This window comes from Terrabacter sp. P2_E3 (genome assembly GCF_056403915.1).
Window position 1 is genome coordinate 94,715 of sequence record NZ_JBFUEN010000002.1, and the last position, 17,570, is coordinate 112,284.

18 protein-coding genes are annotated in these 17,570 nt (G+C 72.3%); 12 read left to right on the plus strand and 6 right to left on the minus strand.

From position 1 onward, the window contains the following. Positions 1-2 precede the first annotated feature (2 nt). Both AC1DW8_RS02215 and AC1DW8_RS02220 read left to right on the plus strand, forming a co-directional pair. Entirely contained in the window at positions 3-1,970 is a 1,968-nt protein-coding gene (locus AC1DW8_RS02215) for an alpha/beta-hydrolase family protein (RefSeq protein WP_056822262.1), read from the plus strand. 68 nt (positions 1,971-2,038) lie between these two features. After that, the gene (locus AC1DW8_RS02220; RefSeq protein WP_056822259.1) at positions 2,039-2,458 is read left to right on the plus strand and encodes a DUF7144 family membrane protein; all 420 of its coding nucleotides are present in this window, start codon (positions 2,039-2,041) and stop codon (positions 2,456-2,458) included. A 10-nt stretch (positions 2,459-2,468) separates the two neighbouring features. Here AC1DW8_RS02220 and AC1DW8_RS02225 read toward each other — a convergent pair whose 3' ends face one another. Then, entirely contained in the window at positions 2,469-3,029 is a 561-nt protein-coding gene (locus AC1DW8_RS02225) for a TetR/AcrR family transcriptional regulator (RefSeq protein WP_056771379.1), read from the minus strand. Between the two features lie 213 nt (positions 3,030-3,242). Between AC1DW8_RS02225 and AC1DW8_RS02230 the strand changes: the two genes are divergently transcribed. Continuing rightward, a complete protein-coding gene (locus tag AC1DW8_RS02230) occupies positions 3,243-5,450 on the plus strand; it encodes an MMPL family transporter (protein ID WP_478091544.1) in 2,208 nt (735 codons plus the stop codon). A 53-nt stretch (positions 5,451-5,503) separates the two neighbouring features. Here AC1DW8_RS02230 and AC1DW8_RS02235 read toward each other — a convergent pair whose 3' ends face one another. The 3 genes from AC1DW8_RS02235 to AC1DW8_RS02245 all read right to left on the minus strand — a co-directional run bounded on the left by AC1DW8_RS02235 (position 5,504) and on the right by AC1DW8_RS02245 (position 6,849). Further along, on the minus strand, positions 5,504-5,845 hold the full coding sequence (locus AC1DW8_RS02235) for a DUF202 domain-containing protein (protein ID WP_056822252.1): 342 nt from the start codon (positions 5,843-5,845) through the stop codon (positions 5,504-5,506). Next, positions 5,842-6,207, minus strand: coding sequence for a YidH family protein (locus AC1DW8_RS02240; protein WP_056771370.1), 366 nt, complete (start codon positions 6,205-6,207; stop codon positions 5,842-5,844). Before AC1DW8_RS02240 ends, AC1DW8_RS02235 begins: the two co-directional genes overlap by 4 nt. 147 nt (positions 6,208-6,354) lie before the next feature. After that, a complete protein-coding gene (locus tag AC1DW8_RS02245) occupies positions 6,355-6,849 on the minus strand; it encodes an SRPBCC family protein (RefSeq protein ID WP_056822250.1) in 495 nt (164 codons plus the stop codon). A gap of 114 nt (positions 6,850-6,963) precedes the next feature. Between AC1DW8_RS02245 and AC1DW8_RS02250 the strand changes: the two genes are divergently transcribed. From AC1DW8_RS02250 to AC1DW8_RS02260, 3 genes are all read left to right on the plus strand, one after another. Beyond that, on the plus strand, positions 6,964-7,452 hold the full coding sequence (locus tag AC1DW8_RS02250; RefSeq protein WP_056771366.1) for a winged helix-turn-helix transcriptional regulator: 489 nt from the start codon (positions 6,964-6,966) through the stop codon (positions 7,450-7,452). 240 nt (positions 7,453-7,692) lie between these two features. Then, positions 7,693-8,502 (plus strand): SDR family NAD(P)-dependent oxidoreductase, encoded by an 810-nt coding sequence (locus tag AC1DW8_RS02255; protein ID WP_478091548.1) that lies wholly within the window; start codon positions 7,693-7,695, stop codon positions 8,500-8,502. 70 nt (positions 8,503-8,572) lie between these two features. Beyond that, the gene (locus tag AC1DW8_RS02260) at positions 8,573-9,412 is read left to right on the plus strand and encodes an aldo/keto reductase (RefSeq protein WP_478091550.1); all 840 of its coding nucleotides are present in this window, start codon (positions 8,573-8,575) and stop codon (positions 9,410-9,412) included. Between the two features lie 16 nt (positions 9,413-9,428). Here AC1DW8_RS02260 and AC1DW8_RS02265 read toward each other — a convergent pair whose 3' ends face one another. Then, the gene (locus AC1DW8_RS02265; RefSeq protein ID WP_478091552.1) at positions 9,429-9,773 is read right to left on the minus strand and encodes an ArsR/SmtB family transcription factor; all 345 of its coding nucleotides are present in this window, start codon (positions 9,771-9,773) and stop codon (positions 9,429-9,431) included. 130 nt (positions 9,774-9,903) lie between these two features. Between AC1DW8_RS02265 and arsB the strand changes: the two genes are divergently transcribed. The 4 genes from arsB (at position 9,904) to AC1DW8_RS02285 (ending at position 13,988) form a co-directional block, all read left to right on the plus strand. Then, positions 9,904-11,046 carry an ACR3 family arsenite efflux transporter gene (gene arsB / locus AC1DW8_RS02270; protein WP_056771356.1) on the plus strand — a complete coding sequence of 381 codons (1,143 nt, stop codon included), beginning with the start codon at positions 9,904-9,906 and terminating at the stop codon, positions 11,044-11,046. A gap of 30 nt (positions 11,047-11,076) precedes the next feature. Further along, positions 11,077-12,879 (plus strand): arsenical pump-driving ATPase, encoded by a 1,803-nt coding sequence (arsA, locus tag AC1DW8_RS02275; protein WP_478091791.1) that lies wholly within the window; start codon positions 11,077-11,079, stop codon positions 12,877-12,879. Between the two features lie 75 nt (positions 12,880-12,954). Next, entirely contained in the window at positions 12,955-13,371 is a 417-nt protein-coding gene (locus AC1DW8_RS02280) for an arsenate reductase ArsC (protein ID WP_478091554.1), read from the plus strand. A gap of 83 nt (positions 13,372-13,454) precedes the next feature. Next, positions 13,455-13,988, plus strand: a complete 534-nt coding sequence (locus AC1DW8_RS02285) for a DinB family protein (protein ID WP_442296139.1) — start codon at positions 13,455-13,457, stop codon at positions 13,986-13,988. 46 nt (positions 13,989-14,034) lie between these two features. On the opposite strand, the gene AC1DW8_RS02290 is transcribed toward AC1DW8_RS02285, so the two are convergent. Continuing rightward, on the minus strand, positions 14,035-14,388 hold the full coding sequence (locus AC1DW8_RS02290; RefSeq protein ID WP_056771345.1) for an ArsR/SmtB family transcription factor: 354 nt from the start codon (positions 14,386-14,388) through the stop codon (positions 14,035-14,037). A gap of 123 nt (positions 14,389-14,511) precedes the next feature. Here AC1DW8_RS02290 and AC1DW8_RS02295 point away from each other — a divergent pair, with 123 nt between their 5' ends. Together AC1DW8_RS02295 and AC1DW8_RS02300 are read left to right on the plus strand one after the other, a co-directional pair. Beyond that, a complete protein-coding gene (locus tag AC1DW8_RS02295) occupies positions 14,512-15,951 on the plus strand; it encodes an FAD-dependent oxidoreductase (RefSeq protein WP_478091557.1) in 1,440 nt (479 codons plus the stop codon). After that, positions 15,945-17,231 (plus strand): MFS transporter, encoded by a 1,287-nt coding sequence (locus AC1DW8_RS02300; RefSeq protein ID WP_478091559.1) that lies wholly within the window; start codon positions 15,945-15,947, stop codon positions 17,229-17,231. The genes AC1DW8_RS02295 and AC1DW8_RS02300 overlap by 7 nt, the downstream gene beginning before the upstream one ends. The last annotated feature ends 339 nt before the right edge of the window (positions 17,232-17,570 follow it).

Below are 17,570 nucleotides of genomic sequence, written 5' to 3' on the forward strand. Positions count from 1 at the left end.
TCATGGAGCAGTCGGACTTCGTCCACACCGGGCAGAAGGTCGGCCTCGTCATGGCCTCCTTCGTCACCCCGTCGACGCTCGCGCCGTCGCTGTCGAAGCGCTCCTGGCAGGACCAGGGGATCATCACCGGCTTGTCGACGGGCGCCCACTACCTCGTCGCGCTCTCCTCCCAGGACGTCATCGACGTCGTGGCGAGCGCCGCAGCCACGTGGGCCGTCTTCCCGGACAGCTGGTCCGTCGAACGCCGCCGGTCGGCGGCAGCCCTCGGGTGCGAGCTGGTCATGGCGCCGCTGGGACTCGGTCTCGCGGCGTATCTCGACCGGCGCGGCGTCGCGACGGCGAGGGACGGCCTCCTGCGGCAGGGCGCCTGGCGGATGGGCGCCACGGGCCTGTGCGGATCGGTGCTCATCGGGGCGACGGCCGGGGTGCGTCGGCTCGACCGCGCCGTCGGTGCCGACGGGCGCCTCGCGGCCCTCCCGCTGTCGATCCCCGTGGGTCTGGCCACGTCGGCCCTCATCGAGCGCGTCCAGCGCGAGTCCGGCTCGGAGGCCGGACTCGACACCGCGGACGACGTGCCCACCCTCCGGGGGCTCGCAGCCGGCGGCGGCGTCCTCGCGGTGCTCTACGGCGCAGGCTGGGTCGAGCGGTGGACCGCCGAGCAGGTGCGCCGGCTCGCCCCGGGGCAGACACCGGGCGCCGGGCTCGCCTGGCAGCTCGTCTCGCACGCCGCCTTCATGGCCGGCGCCGGCATCGCCGTCAGCGCCCTCTGGACGCGCGTCATGCAGCGGATCGAGGCCGTGACGACGACGGTGGACCCGTGGATGCAGGCGGCACCCGGCGTCTGGACCGACCCGATGACGAGCGGTGACCCGGCGAGCCTCGTGTCGTGGGAGTCCTTGGGGCGGGAGGGCCGCCGGCACGCCGTCACCTATGTGCGCCCCGCACCCGTCGCGCACCCGCTGGCGCTCCCGGACGGCAGGACCCCGCCGGACCTGTCGATCGCGACGGTGATGGGCGAGCCCGCCCGCGCGCACCCCGTGCAGGTCTTCGTCGGCCTCGACAGTGCGGCGACCCCGACCGAGCGCGTCGAGCTCGCGATCGCCGAGATGGACCGCACCGACGCCTGGTCGCGCTCGCTGCTCATGCTCGTGTCACCTACCGGGACGGGCTACGTCAACTACGTCGCGATCGCCGCCGCCCAGTACCTCACCCGCGGCGACGTCGCGAGCGTCACGATGCAGTACTCCAAGCGCCCGTCGCCGCTGTCGCTCGGCAAGGTCCGCGACGCGCGCGAGCAGAACCGGTTGCTGTGGTTGCACATCCTCCAGCGAGTGCGGGCCATGGCCCCGGACGAGCGGCCCGAGGTCGTGCTCTTCGGCGAGTCGCTCGGTGCGCACACGAGCCAGGACGTGCTGCTCGGCTGGGGGACCCTGGGGCCCCAGGCGCTCGGCATCGACCGGGCCCTGTGGATCGGCACCCCGGGGGGCAGCAAGTGGATGCACGAGGTCACCGGGGCGCCGCGCCCCGACGTCGACGCGAGCCTCGTCACCGTCGTCAACGACCACGAGCAGCTCGTCGCCCTCGGACAGGAGACCCGGGACCGGCTGCGCTACGTGCTGCTCAGCCACGACAACGACGGCGTGACGAAGTTCGGCCCCGACCTGCTCAACCGCAGACCCGCCTGGCTGGGACCCGACCGACCGCGCCGCGAGGACGTGCCGCTGCGGTCGCCACGCGGCATACCCGCGGGGATGCGGTGGCGTCCCGTGACGACCTTCTTCCAGACGCTCATCGACATGAAGAACGCGCAGGTGCCGGGCTCCTTCAGGGCCTGGGCCCACGACTACCGGGCCGACCTGCCTGAGTTCATCCGCGACGTCTACGACCTCGAGTGCACGGACGAGCAGATGCAGGCCATCCAGGACGCGGTGCGTGTGCGCGAGGAGCTGCGCGAGGGGGTCTTCGCCTGAGCGGCCCTCAGCACCAGCAGCATCCGCCCGATCCTGACCGCGAGAAAGCAATCTGAACGGAGGACGCCATGGCAGGCGCCAGTCCCACCGCCCCCACCCGCCGTGCCCGCACGCTCTGGGCCGCCGGCGCGAGCACCTTCGCCGCGACGATCATGCTCGTCGTGGGCCTGTTCCAGTTCGTCGAGGGGCTCGTCGCCGTCGTCAACGGCCCCGAGTTCTACGTCAGCACGCCGAGCTACGTCTTCACCTTCAACGCGACCGCGTGGGGCTGGTTCCACATGGTCATCGGCCTGGCGGCGGCCGTCGCGGGCGGCTTCATCTTCACCGGCAACCTGCTGGCCCGGTCGGTCGGCGTCGCGCTCGCGGTGCTGTCGGCACTCGCGAACTTCCTGTGGTTGCCGCACTACCCGCTCTGGGGGATCATCATCATCGCCCTCGACGTGCTCGTCATCTGGGGCCTGACCGCGGTCGACCTCAGCGACCTCTGAGCCGCCGGCCTCAGTCGTGGGGGAGCATCGCCGGGCCGAGCCGGAGCAGCTCGGCGCGCAGCGTCTCGTCGTCGACGTCGGCGAGCATCGGGTCGATCCCGGCCTGGGCGACGCCGGCCCCGACGACGGAGACGGCGATCCGCCGGCGCAGGTCGGGCGAGGGCCCGAGCAGCAGGGAGGTCAGCCGTCCGATGAGCGAGTTGAGGTCGTCGTGGCCGGCCATGATGCGCTCGACCTCGGGGTCGCGCATCAGTGCGGCGACGACCTGGCGGTGGCCGATCATGAGGTCGACGAGTCCCCGCAGCGCTGCGGTCGCGGCCGCGTCGGGGGTCGCCTCCGCCTCCGCGGCCGAGACGAAGGCCGTCATGTCGACGAGCGCCTCCTCGAGGACGGCCAGGACGATGTCCTCCTTGGCGTGGAACTGGTAGTAGACGGCCGCCTTGGTGACCCCGAGGTGGTCGGCGATCATCTGCAACGACGTCCCGGTGACGCCGTGCTCGGCGAAGAGCTCGACGGCAGCCTCGATGACGCGCCGGCGGCCGTGGCCCCGCGGGGCCTGGGGTCGCGCCATGGTCGCCTCCTCGTCGGTCGTCCACGCGGGTGTCGTAGGCCGTTGGCTGCGGGTCGCGGTCGGCGTCGCGTCGACGGGTGTGGCGTGGTGGGCGTCACCCTAGCGGAGCTAGCCGATCGGCTTGTCATTGAGTTAGCCGAACGGTTAACTTGAGCCACGCTGGTCAGTGACGCCCGGCACCGAAGCACCTCGAGACCCTTTGGAGTCACCCCGATGGCCACCCTGCTCTACCGGATCGGACGTTTCGCGTTCGGTCGTCGCGGCGTCGTCACGTCCGCCTGGTTCGTCCTGCTCGCCGTGCTCGCCGGTGTGCTGCTGACCCTCGGCAGCGCCCCGACCTCGAGCGTCACGATCCCCGGCACGGAGTCCCAGCGGGCGCTCGAGGCGCTGGCCAAGGAGTTCCCACAGGCGAGCGGGGCCTCGGGCACCGTCGTCGTCCGGGCACCCGATGGCCAGACCGTCGTCGCCCCGGCCGGCAAGGCGGTCGTCGACGACGTCGTCGCGCGGGCCGGAAAGGTCCCGGGAGTCGTCGGTGCCCTGAGCCCCTTCGACACCAAGGCGCTCAGCCCGGACGGCCGCTACGGCCTCGTCACGGTCCAGTTCGACCGGACGGCCGACGAGCTGACCGCCGAGCAGCGCTCTGCCTACGAGGCGCTCGGCGACGGCGCCCCGAGCGGCTGGGCCGTGGCCGCCGGCGGGGAGCCCTTGCTCGCGACGCCCGAGATCGGCTCGACCGAGGGCATCGGCGTCCTCGTCGCGCTCGTCGTGCTCGTCATCACCTTCGGCTCGCTCGTCGCGGCGGGCATGACGATGGTCAACGCGCTCATCGGGGTGGGCGTCGGCATGATCGGGCTGCTCATCGTCGGACATGCCGTCGAGCTCTCGAGCGTGACCCCGGTGCTCGCCCTCATGCTCGGTCTCGCGGTCGGCATCGACTACTCGCTCTTCATCACCTCGCGCTACCGGCACAACCTCGCCCTCGGCCTCGAGCGGCAGGAGGCGGCCGCGCGTGCCGTCGGCACCGCCGGCACCGCCGTCGTCTTCGCCGGTCTGACCGTCATCATCGCCCTCGCGGGCCTGTCGGTCGTCGGCATCCCGTTCCTCACCGCGATGGGCCTCGCCGCGGCCGGGACCGTGCTCGTCGCCGTCCTCGTGGCCGTGACGCTGCTGCCCGCGCTGCTCGGCTTCGCGGGCGACCGGGTGCTCTCGCGCCGGCAGCGCCGGGCCGACGCCGCCGGCACTGACCTCGACGAGAGGGCCGGCAACCGCGGCTTCGCCTGGGGACGCTTCACGGTCCGCCACCGTGTGCCGGTGCTCGTCGCGGGCGTCGTGCTCCTCGGCGCGATCGCCCTCCCGGCCGCCAGCATGCGCCTCGCCCTGCCCGACGACGGCACCGCGCCCGTCACGAGCAGCAAGCGCGTGGCGTACGACCTCATCTCCGAGGGCTTCGGCGAGGGCTTCAACGGCCGGCTCGTCATGGTCGTCCACGGCGACACCCCGCAGCAGGCCCAGCAGGCCACGGCCGGTGCGGCCAAGGCGGCGACCGGCCTGTCCGACGTGCTCGCCGTGGCGCCCGGGCAGACGAGTGCCGACGGGCGCACGACGATCCTCGCCGTCATCCCGAAGTCCGGCCCCACGGCTGAGGCGACCTTCGACCTCGTCCGCGACCTGCGCTCGGCTCTCGCCGTGACGGCCGGCACGACCGGAGCCGAGATCTCGGTCACCGGTGTCACGGCGGTCGGCGTCGACGTGTCCGACAAGCTCTCCGCGGCCCTACCCGTCTACCTGCTCGTCGTCGTCGGGCTCGGCTTCGTCCTGCTCATGCTGATGTTCCGGTCGCTGCTCGTGCCGCTCAAGGCGACCCTCGGCTTCCTCCTGACGATCGGCGCCGCGTTCGGGGCGACCGTCGCGATCTTCCAGTGGGGCTGGCTGTCCTCACTCGTGGGGCTCGACACCGCGGGCCCGCTCGTCAGCTTCCTGCCGATCCTGCTCATCGGCATCCTCTTCGGCCTCGCCATGGACTACGAGGTCTTCCTCGTCTCGCGCATGCGCGAGGACTTCGTGCACGGCGAGACCGCGCGCGAGGCGGTCGTCGCTGGCGTGGGCCACGGTGCACGGGTCGTCGTCGCTGCGGCGCTCATCATGATGTCGGTCTTCGCCGGCTTCGTCCTCGTCGAGGACCCGATCATCAAGTCGATGGGCTTCGCCCTGGCCTTCGGTGTCGCGGTCGACGCCTTCGTCGTGCGCCTGTCGCTCGTGCCGGCGGTCATGTCGTTCCTCGGTGACAAGGCGTGGTGGCTGCCGCGGTGGCTCGACCGGGCGATGCCAGACGTCGACATCGAGGGCGAGAAGCTCCGTCCCGCAGGCGGATCCGGCGGCCATGAGGGTGCCGCGCGACCGGCGGTCCAGACCGCTCCCTGACGTCGCCCGACCCCGTATGCCGCGTGTCGGAGGGGACACGGCATGCGGGGTCGTCAGCGGCTCGCGATGACGACGACGAGGACGAGGGCCGCGACCGCGAGGACCCCGGCGACCACGGCGGTCCTCGCCAGGGTCGCCGCGGCGACCGCGCGTCCGTCCGGGTCGTCCCGGGTGCGCACGAGTCGGCTGCCGTCGCGGTAGCGGCGTCGTGCCGTCAGCGCCAGGTCGACGCTCCACGCCAGGCCGAGGAGCGCGACGGCATACCCGAGCGGGCCGAGCTGCGGTGGGAGCACGCGCAGCGCGACGAGCGAGCCGACGGCCACCGAGAGCGCCGTGCGACGCCACGCGAGCGAGGTGCGCTCGGCCTGGAGCCCGGGGTCGGCCGGGGAGGTCACAGCAGCAGGCCGACGACGACGGCGAGCGCGACGAGCCCGAGCAGCAGTGCGATGGGCAGCTTGAGGCCCGACGACGGCAGCGGGGCGAGGCGGCGCATGGCGCGTTCGGTGCGCACCCACGAGAGCCACGCCTGCGCCGTGGCGGCGATCCCGGCGAGGACGAGCAGGAGCGAGATGGTCACCCGGAGCCACTCGGTGAGCGGCACCTGCAGGGCCTCGACGGCGAGCCCGGCCGCGACGAAGGCCAGTCCGGTCCGGATCCAGGCGAGGAAGGTGCGCTCGTTGGCGAGGCTGAAGCGGGGGTCGGGGTCCTCGCCGTGCTCGAAGACGGATCGTGGGAAGCGTCCGCGGTCCTGCGGCATGGGTGGGTCGCCCTCCTCGTCGTCGACAACCCCGCTCGTTAGCCGGGGGTCGATCCCGATCATCCTCCAGGGGCGACCGGCTCGCCTCCGCCGGCACGCGCGAGCCCGCTCTCGGTGGGGAGCGGGCCGGCGTGTCGTGGGTAGGGCTCAGCGAGGCAGGGGGACCGTGCCGGCAAGCGCGGCCTCGAGCTCGGCCTGCCCCTCGAACGAGTTCGGCCGTCCGGCCCCGGACTCGATGAGCGAGCGCAGGCTGCCGAGGACGTACTGGCCCCAGGCCGTGTGGCACACCTCGTAGCACTCCTGCTCGGGCGAGAGGCCGACGTGCGTGAAGCGGACGAGGGTCCGGCCCTGGACCTCGGAGAGGTCGAAGGTGACCGTCGTGCCGGCCCACTCCTCGGGGTCCTCGGTGAACGAGAGCCACGCGTCGAGCACGAGCCAGCTGACCCTGCGGGCCGGCTCGAGCTCGGTGATCCGGAAGGTCGACCGGTGGATGTCGGGCACGGAGTAGGAGAACTCCGCCCCGAGCCGGTCAGTGGGCCCCTCGATCGTGCCCGACCACCAGGCGCGGACGTCGGTGATCGCAGCGAAGGCCTCCTCGGGACTCTGGTCGACGGTGAACGACAAGGTGAGGTCGGTGCTCATGGTCCTGCTCCCATCCATCGGCGTCGTCATCGGGCGATGACGATCACTTGCATCATGCAAGTGACGATAGAACCAGACGCTTTCATGATGCAAGCACTTCTGTAGGATGGGTGCGTGCTCGGACGGACGTATGACCAGCAGGTGTGCTCCATCGCCCGCGCCCTCGAGGTGGTGGGTGAGCGCTGGAGCCTGCTCATCGTCCGCGACGCGCTCTTCGCCGGCGTGACCCGCTTCGGGGACTTCCAGCACAACCTCGGCATCGCCACCAACGTCCTGGGGGCGCGCCTCGAGGCCTTCGTCGAGGCGGGCATCATGGAGCGCCGTCGCTACTCCGAACGCCCCGAACAGTTCGAGTACGTCCTCACCGACAAGGGGCGGGACCTGGCGCCAGCCCTCGTCGCGCTGACGCGCTGGGGCGACCGCTGGGCCGCGCCGGGCGGCCCGCCGATCCTCTACCGCCACCGCACGTGCGGCGACGCGGTGGCCGAGGTTGTCGTGTGCGCGACGTGCGGTCCCGTCGACGCCGCCGAGATCACGGTGGCGCCGGGCCCCGGTATGCCGCCCGAGTACCTCGCCCAGCGCCGCCCGCGCCCGACCAGCTGAGCGCGGCGGTCGGCATGCTCCTCGTCGGCGCCGTGCTCGCGGCACTCGAGTTCGGGTGTCGGCGCCCGGCTCAGGGGGCCTCCCGCCCCGTCCCGCCCGCGGCCAGGAGGGGGCAGGTGCGTCACAGTTGCCCGCCGAGAGGCGGGGCGCGGAGGAGGATCGAAGGGGACCGGACCGAGGCGCCGCCGGCGGTCGGCCGGGTGAGTGGGCCACCGGCGCGTGGCCGGAGGGGTGAGGGTCATGCAGATCGAGGGAAGGGTCTTCGTCGTGACCGGGGGTGGCAGCGGCATCGGTCGCGAGGTCGTGCTGGGTCTGCTCGCGCGCGGTGCGCGCGTCGCGGCCGTCGACCTGCGCGCCGACGGGCTCGCCGAGACCGTGGAAGCGGCCCGGGCCGGTGACCGGCTGAGCACCCACGTCGTCGACGTGACCGACCGTGCCGCCGTCGAGGCGCTCGCGGACGCTGTCGTCGACGAGTACGACCGAGTCGACGGGCTGCTCAACGTCGCCGGCATCATCCAGCCTTTCGTGCCCTTCTCCGAGCTCGACCTCGCCGCGATGGAGAAGGTCATGGCGGTCAACTTCTGGGGCGTCGTCCACACCGTCAAGGCGTTCCTCCCGCACCTCGTGACCCGTCCGCAGGCGTGCGTCGTCAACGTCTCGAGCATGGGCGCCTTCGCACCGGTGCCGGGCCAGGCGGTCTACGGCGCGAGCAAGGCCGCCGTCATGCTCCTCACCGAAGGGCTCTGGGCCGAGCAGCGCGGCACGTCGGTGGCCGTGACGTGCGTCTTCCCGGGTGGGGTCGCCACCGACATCAGCGGGCACAGCGGCGTGCCGATGCCGGACGTCGCCTCCGCGGACGAGGACGCCCCGACGTCGATGACGTCACCGGTCGAGGCGGCCCGCCGGATCATCGTCGGCGGGGTCGAGGAGGGGCGCTTCCGCGTCGTCATCGGCAGGGACGCGCGGACGCTCGACCGGCTGACCCGACTCGCCCCCCGGCGCGCCACGGAGCTCGTCGCCAGGAGGATGGCGTCCCTGCTCGACCGCTGACTCCCGACGGACCTCTCCCACCGGACGGCCGACCCTCGCCCCGGGGCCGCCGAGTGCCTAGGTTGGACCCATGACCCAGGTTCCGACACGCACCCTCGGCGACGGCACGACCCTCCCCGCCACCGGCTTCGGCACGTACCCGCTCACGGGCGAGGACGGCATACGCGCCATCGTGTCGGCGCTCGAGGCCGGCTACCGACTGCTCGACACGGCGGTCAACTACGGCAACGAGGCGGAGGTCGGCGAGGCCATCCGCCGGTCGGGGGTGCCCCGCGACGAGATCGTCGTCCAGACGAAGGTGCCGGGGCGCGACCACGCGTACGACCGTGCCATCGCCTCCGTCGAGGGGTCGCTCGAGCGCCTCGGCCTCGAGCAGGTGGACGTCGCCGTCATCCACTGGCCCAACCCGAGCGTCGGGCTCTACGGCGACGCGTACCGCGCTCTCGTCGAGTGCCGCGAGCGCGGCCTCGTGCGGTCCGTCGGTGTCAGCAACTTCACCGAGCAGCACCTCGCCGACGTCATCGAGGCGACGGGTGTCACGCCGGTGCTCAACCAGGTCGAGCTGCACCCGCTCTTCCCGCAGGAGCGTCTGCGGGCGGTCCACGAGCGGCTCGGGATCGTCACCGAGGCGTGGAGCCCGCTCGGCAAGCGAAACGCCCCCTTCGGCGCCGACCCGGTGGCTGCCGCCGCGGAGGCGCACGGCGTCACCCCGGCCCAGGCGATCCTGCGCTGGCACGTGCAGCTCGGCGTCGTGCCGCTGCCGAAGTCGTCGGACGCCGAGCGGCAGCGCGCCAACCTCGACGTCTTCGGCTTCGAGCTGTCCCAGGCCGAGGTCACCGCGATCTCGGCACTCGCGCGCGCGGACGGGCGCCTCTTCGGGGGCGACCCGGACACGCACGAGGAGATGTGACGCTCGACCCGTCGCGCTAGGCCAGGAAGCCGCGCACGGCAGCGAGCTGCTCGACGTCGAGCCGGAACCATGCCCAGCTGCCCCGGCGCTCGCGGGTGAGGATGCCTGCGTCGACGAGGGTCTTGAGGTGGTGGCTGACCGTCGGCTGGGAGACCTGCACGGCCTCGGTCATGTCGCACACGCAGGCCTCGCGGCCGGGGGCGGCGCTGATGATGCTGAGCAGCTGGAGGCGCACGGGGTCGGCGAGGGCCTTGAGCAGCGCGGCCCGGCGGTCGGCCTCCGCGCGGTCGAGGACGTCGAGGGGGGAGGTGCCACAGGCGGAGACCTCCTGGGGGGTCGTGCTCAACGTGGTCACGCTCACGGGTTCACCTTCCGTTCACCGACATCGACGATGGTCCATATTGACACATGCCGATGCGGCTGCCAACGTTGAGGGATCGACCGTGGTCGATGCAGGCCAGCGACCACAACCCAGCGTTCGAAGGACACCGGTGACCGACCCGACCAGCCCCTCTGCACGCCTGGCATCCTCCGCGCACGATCCGGTCGCCGCACGGCTCTCGACCCTCGACCGGTTCCTGCCGGTGTGGATCGGGCTGGCCATGGTGGCCGGCCTGCTGCTCGGGCGTCTCGTGCCCGGGCTCGGCGACGGCCTGGCGCGCGTGGAGGTCGACGGCGTCTCGCTGCCCATCGCCCTCGGTCTGCTCGTGATGATGTATCCCGTGCTCGCCAAGGTCCGCTACGACCGGCTCGACTCGGTGACCGGCGACACGCGCCTCCTGCTCAGCTCGCTGTTGCTCAACTGGGTCCTCGGGCCGGCCCTGATGTTCGCCCTTGCGTGGATCTTCCTGCCCGACCTGCCTGCCTACCGCACCGGCCTGATCATCGTCGGCCTCGCTCGTTGCATCGCCATGGTCATCATCTGGAACGACCTCGCGTGCGGGGACCGGGAGGCGGCCGCGGTGCTCGTGGCGATCAACTCCGTCTTCCAGGTCGTCGCCTTCGCCGGGCTCGGGTGGTTCTACCTCTCCGTCCTGCCCGGGTGGCTCGGCCTCGAGCAGACCGGCATCGACGCGTCGACGTGGGACATCGCCCGGTCCGTGCTCATCTTCCTCGGCATCCCGCTGCTCGCCGGTTTCCTGTCCCGCCGCATCGGGGAGAAGCGTCGCGGGCGGGACTGGTACGAGACGAAGTTCATCCCGAGGGTCGCTCCCTGGGCGCTGTACGGCCTGCTCTTCACGATCGTCATCCTCTTCGCGCTGCAGGGTGAGGCCATCACCTCACAGCCGCTCGACGTCGTGCGCATCGCGCTCCCGCTGCTCGTCTACTTCGCCGTCATGTGGGGCGGCGGGTTCGGGCTCGGAGCGGGTCTCGGACTCGGCTACGAGCGCACGGCGACCCTCGCTTTCACGGCGGCGGGCAACAACTTCGAGCTCGCGATCGCGGTGGCCATCGCCACCTTCGGCGCGGCCTCCGGACAGGCTCTCGCCGGCGTCGTCGGTCCCCTCATCGAGGTGCCGGCCCTCGTCGCGCTCGTCTACGTGAGCCTGGCGCTGCGCAAGCGCTTCACCGCTCGACCCGGTGGTCCCTCCGTGCCGCTCGAGGCGCAGGCTGCCGGGTCCCGCCGTGCCTGACCTGCGGGGCCAGGAGCCGGCACCGTGCTGATGCCTCGCGTGCCGTTCCTCGACGACCTGCCGCGGTTCCTCTTCTTCACCGGCAAGGGCGGCGTCGGCAAGACCTCGCTGGCCTGCGCGACCGCGGTACGCCTCGCGGAGCAGGGCCGCCGGGTCCTGCTGACGAGCACCGACCCTGCCTCGAACGTCGGGCAGGTCTTCGGGGTCAGCGTCGGCAACACCATCACGCCCGTGCCGACCGCCCCCGGCCTCGATGCCCTCGAGATCGACCCGCAGCAGGCAGCTGACGCCTACCGTGCCACGATCATCGACCCGGTCCGCGACCTCCTGCCGGCGGCGGAGGTCTCTGCGATGACGGAGCAGCTGTCCGGGGCGTGCACGACGGAGATCGCCTCCTTCAACGAGTTCACGTCGCTGCTGGCCGACGAGACCACGACGGCGGCCTACGACCACGTCCTGTTCGACACCGCGCCGACGGGCCACACCGTCCGCCTGCTCCAGCTGCCGGGGGAGTGGACCACCTACCTCTCCGACGGCAAGGGCGACGTGTCGTGCCTCGGGCCGGTGGCGGGCCTTGACCGGCTGCGTCACGACTACGCGGGCGCCCTGGCCGCGCTGACGGACCCGACGCGTACCCGCCTCGTCCTCGTCACCCGACCGCAAGGGTCCTCGCTCCGTGAGGCCGCGAGGACGTACGGCGAGCTGCGCGAGCTGGGCATGACGAACGCCCACCTCGTCGTCAACGGCGTCCTGCCGGCGTATGCCGTCACGAGCACGCCCGGGGACGAGCTGGCCCACGCGGTCGGCGCGCGTGAGGACGCCGCCCTCGACGCCGTCCCCGGGGTCCTGGCCGCCCTGCCCCGGACCACCCTGCCCCTGCTGGCCGTCAACACCGTCGGCGTGCCCGCCCTCCGGGCGCTGCTCGGGCCGGAGGTGCCGTCGCTCCCGGAACCTGCCACCGAGATCGCCATGCTCCCCAGCGGATTCACGGATCTGCGTGGTCTCGTCGACGAGCTGGAGGCCGGCGGGCACGGGCTCGTCATGTGCATGGGCAAGGGCGGGGTCGGCAAGACCACGGTCGCTGCGGCCATCGCCCTCGAGCTCGCCTCCCGAGGCCACGAGACGCTGCTCACGACCACCGACCCGGCGGCACACCTGAACGAGACCCTGCAGGCCGAGGCCCCGCACCTCACCGTCGAGCGCATCGACCCCCAGGTGGCGATCGAGGGGTACCGCGAGCGGGTCATGGCTGGCAAGGGCAAGGCTCTGGACGACGCCGGCCGGGCCGTCCTCGCCGAGGACCTCAAGTCGCCGTGCACCGACGAGGTCGCCGTCTTCCAGCAGTTCTCCCACGTCGTCTTCCGGGCCCGGAAGCAGTTCGTCGTCCTTGACACGGCGCCGACCGGGCACACCCTGCTCCTGCTCGACGCGACCGGCTCCTACCATCGCGAGATCACCCGGCAGATGAGCGAGGGTGCACACTTCGTGACCCCGCTCATGCGGCTGCAGGACCCAGCGCGGACCAAGGTCGTCATCGTCACCCTTCCGGAGACGACCCCCGTCCTCGAGGCCGAGCAGCTGCAGGGCGACCTCGCCCGGGCCGGCATCACGCCGTGGGCGTGGGTCGTCAACGGCAGCCTGACCGCAGCAGCGCCGAGCTCGCCGTTCCTGCGGGCCCGCGCCCACGCCGAGGCGGAGCCGCTGACCCGCGTGAGGGGGCTCTGCCGTCGCGTGGCCGTCCTGCCGCTGCTCGCCCGCGAACCCGTCGGCGCCGCAGCGCTGTCCGAGCTCACCCGTCCCCTCACGGAAGGCATTTCGGTCGATGCGTTCTGACACTCGGGCCGCGTCGCCCGGCTGCTGCGCGACCTCGGAAGCCGACCCTCCCCAACCATCGACCCAGGAGCACCCGTGACCGACAAGCCCTCCGTCCTCTTCGTCTGCATCCACAACGCCGGCCGCTCCCAGATGGCCGCCGCCTACCTCGCCCACCTCTCCGGCGGTGCCGTCGAGGTGCGCTCCGCCGGATCTGCGCCCGCCGACGAGGTCAACCCCTCCGCCGTCGCGGCCATGGCGGAGGAGGGCATCGACATCACCGCCGAGACCCCCAAGATCCTCACGACGGAGGCGGTCAAGGAGTCCGACGTCGTCATCACCATGGGGTGCGGCGACACGTGCCCGATCTTCCCCGGCAAGCGCTACGAGGACTGGGAGCTCGCCGACCCGGCGGGCCAGGGCGTCGAGGCGGTGCGCCCGATCCGCGACGAGATCAGGCAGCGCATCCTCGGCCTGCTCGAGTCGCTCGACGTCGCCGCCGTCAACGCCTGACGCCTCTCGCATCCCACTGATCGGGGTGCCGCGCATCGGGGGGATTCCGCCGCCCGGCGGCGATCGTCGCGGGACACTGGGGCATGGCCACCGTGGCGTCCGTCGATCGGCAACGCCTCCACGATGATCTGGAGAGAGTCCGCGCCGACCTACACCAGATCGTCGCCGCCGCGGGCGCCCGGGAGCTCCGACGGCGCAGCAACGGAACCCGTTGGACCAACGGGCAGCTGTTGTGGCACATGGTCTTCGGGTTCCTCATCGTGTCCAGGCTGCTCCCGCTGGTCAGGCTTTTCGGGCGGCTGCCGGACGGCTTGAGCCGGGCCTTCGCAGCGGTGCTCGACGCGGGGACCCGACCGTTCCACTCCGTCAACTACCTCGGGTCCGTCGGTGGCGCGCTCGTCTTCCGAGGCCCACGGCTGACCCGCCGGCTCGACCACACCATCGCGCGGCTGCACCGCCGGCTCGACGCCGAGTCAGCCGAAGCGCTCGGCAGGCGGATGCACTTCCCGCTCGGATGGGATCCCTTCTTCCGGGACACGATGACGCTGGCCGACGTGTACGCGTACGGCATGCAGCACTACGACTTCCACCGGAAGCAGCTCACGATCGACGGGTAGCGGTGCCCCAGCGCGACAGGAGGGTCATCGAGCGCCCCGGGTCGGATCAGGTGCTGACCGGTGAGAGCAGGTCCGACATGACCCTGAGCGCCGACGGGGCCAGACGGTAGTAGACCCAGCTGCCCCGTCGTTCTGACTCGAGCAGGCCCGCCTCGCGCAGCTTCTTGAGGTGGTGCGACACGGTCGGCTGGGAGACGCCGACATCCTGGATGTCGCAGACGCAGGCCTCGCCGCCCTCGGCCGAGGCGACGTTGGAGAAGAGCCTCAGACGCACCGGGTCGCCCAGGGCCTTGAACATGGCAGCCACGCGCTCCGCATCCGACTCTCCGATCGGGGAACGGGTCAGCGGCGCGCAGCAGGGTGTCGCGGTGACGTCGAGGACGGGCAGCGGATTTGACATGCGTCTATGTTGACATCTGTCTATGCCGGTTGCAAGATGGGCGATGTCGACATCGACAACCATCGAAACAGCGTGGGGTCCCGCTCAGCCCGGGACGTCACCGACCGAACCGGAGGCCGTCCCGTGACCAGCACCCCCCAGGCACCCACCGACACCGCCGGCGCGTCGTCCCCGGTCGGCGCGACGGTCGCCGTCATCGGCGCCGGCCCGATCGGTCTGGCCGCCGCGGCGCACCTTCTCGAGCGAGCGCTCGAGCCGGTCGTGTTCGAGCGCGGAGACCGCGCGGGCGCCTCGGTGGCGTCATGGGGTCACGTGCGGCTCTTCTCCCGCTGGTCCGAGCTCATCGACCCCGCCGCCCGGCGACTGCTGTCCGGCCGGGGCTGGGCCGAGCCCGACGCGAACCACTATCCGACCGGCGCCGAGTGGGCCGAGGAGTACCTCCGACCGCTGGCCGAGGCACTCGGCGACCGCGTCCACTACGAGACCACGGTGACCGGAGTCGCCCGGCAGGGTCGGGACCGGGTCGTCGACTCCGGTCGCGAGGACCAGCCGTTCACGGTCCACGTGCGTCACGAAGACGGGCGCACGGGTCGGGTCACGGCCGGCGCCGTCGTCGATGCCTCCGGTACGTGGACGAGCCCCAACCCGCTCGGCAGCGATGGCTACCCGGCAGACGGGGAGCACGAGCCCGCCGTCGCAGCTCGCGTCTCCTACCGTGTCCCCGACGTCAGCACCGCAGACGACGTGGCGCGTTTCGGGGGACGACGCACGGCTGTCGTCGGGTCGGGCCACTCCGCCCTGACGGCGCTGGTCGCCCTGGCCACGCTCGCCGAGAAGGCGCCCGGGACGACGGCCGTCTGGGTCCTGCGCCGAGGGGCCGTCGGCAGCGCCTACGGCGGCGGGGACGCGGACCAGCTGCCGGCTCGAGGCGCCCTCGGCCTGCGCGCGCGCGACGCTGTCGCGGCCGGGCACGTCGAGGTCGTCACCGGCTTCCGGACGCTGGCGGTCGAGCACGGCGCCGGCGGTGCCTTGGCGCTGGTCAGCGAGGACGGGCGCCGCGTCGACGGCCTCGACGAGGTCGTCGGACTCACCGGGTTCCGTCCGGACCACTCGATCATGTCCGAGCTGCGCCTGCGCCTGGACGACCGGCTCGAGGCGCCACTCGGACTCGCGCCGCTCATCGACCCCAACGTCCACTCGTGCGGCACCGTCTACCCGCACGGTGCCGGTGAGCTGGCCCATGACGAGCAGGGGGTCTACGTCGTCGGGATGAAGGCGTACGGCCGTGCGCCGACGTTCCTGGCGCTCACCGGTTACGAGCAGGTCCGATCCGTGGCGGCCGCGCTGGCCGGTGATCACGAGGCGGCCTCCCGGGTCGAGCTGGCGCTCCCGGAGACCGGGGTGTGTGGCGGGGCGGGGCTGTTCGACGAGCCGGCCGCCACCACGGCAGGCGCCGACGGCGAGGAAGCAGTCGGCGGCTGCTGCGCCCCGGCTGTACCGCAGCTTGTCCAGATCGGCGCCCCGTCGGGCAGCGGGGGAGCGTGCGGACCCGCCGGATGCTGAAGCCTCTCGCCGGCCACGGCGTCGAGGTGAGCGCGGTGAACGCGGTGAGCGCGGTGTCATCGGGGGCCCACCCCGACGTCACCGTCCACGTCGCCACGCCATCAGGCCTTCCGCACCGTCCCCGCTGGGCGCTCCCGGCTCTGTGCGTCACCCAGATCATCGGCTGGGGCGTGCTCTACTACGCCTTCCCCGTCATCCTGCCCGCCCTCACCCGCGAGACCGGATGGCCCCCCACGACCACGACGGCAGCCTTCTCCGCCGCGCTCGTGGTCTCGGCCCTCGTCGGCCTACCGGTCGGACGCCTCATCGACGCAGCCGGACCCCGCCGGCTCATGACGGCAGGCTCCGTGCTCGGCGCGGCCGGGTTCGCCGCCATCGCCGTCGCCCCGAACCTGCTCGTGTTCACGGTCGGATGGATGCTGACCGGTGTTGCGATGGCAGCGACCTTCTACCAGCCTGCCTTCGCCGCCCTCACACGCTGGTACGGCCGTGACCGGGTCCGGGCCCTGACCATCCTCACCCTCGCGGGCGGCCTCGCCAGCACCGTGTTCGCGCCGATCACGGCAACGCTCACGGACCACCTCGGGTGGCGCCACGCCACCCTCGTGCTTGCCTGTGTCGTCCTGGTCATCGCTGCACCGCTGCACGCCGTGGGTCTCCGGGGCCCGTGGCCGCCGCACCCTCCCGACCAGACGTCGGAGCAGATCGCCGACGCGGCACCCGGTGCTCGCGCCATCACGACGAGCAGGCGCTTCCTCCAGCTGGCCGTCGCGCTGACCCTGTCCGGCTTCGCGATGTATGCCGTCGTGTTCGGGCTCATCCCGCTGCTCACCGAACGCGGCGCCTCCACGTCCCAGGCCGCGTGGGCGCTCGGTCTCGGAGGCCTCGGCCAGACCATGGGCCGCCTGCTCTACACGACTCTTGCGGCACGGACCAGCGCCCGGACGCGCACCGCAGTCCTCGTCCTCGCCGGGGGCGTGACGACCGCGCTCCTCGCATCCCTCGCCGGGCCGATCTGGCTCGTCACCATCGTGGCGATGGGCGCCGGAATGGTCCGCGGCAACCTCACCCTCCTGCAGGCGACCGCCGTCACGGACCGCTGGGGCACCCACGCCTACGGACGTCTGACCGCGACCCTGGCCGCCCCCGTCACCATCGCCGGGGCGCTGGCTCCGTGGGTCGGAGCCGCCCTCGCCGGACCGCTCGGAGGGTATGCCGCCCTCTTCTGGCTGATGGCTGCGGTCTCAGCCGTCGCGGCGGGTGTCGCCGTGACGGCCTGACCGACGCCTCGACCGTGACGACGGCACGTCAGTCGCGCGGCTCGTCGTCGTCGTCCCAGTGACACGTGCACGAGCACGTGTGGTCCACCGTTCCGTTCGCCGGGCACCTCTTGTGCCAGCCGTTCTCGCACTCCGCACTCATGGACATCGGCTCACCCCTCTGCGAGGTCTCCACTCTCCACCGGCTGGGCCCCCGGGGGCAGTTTACGCCCGGTGGGTGCGTCCCGGCCGCACGGCCCGGCAGCCGGTGGTCAACCGGTGGACGCACCCCCGACCAAACGCCTGAATCCTGAACGACGGCTGTGGGCAGGGGTACGGTGAAACCGGGCCGAGCGGCCG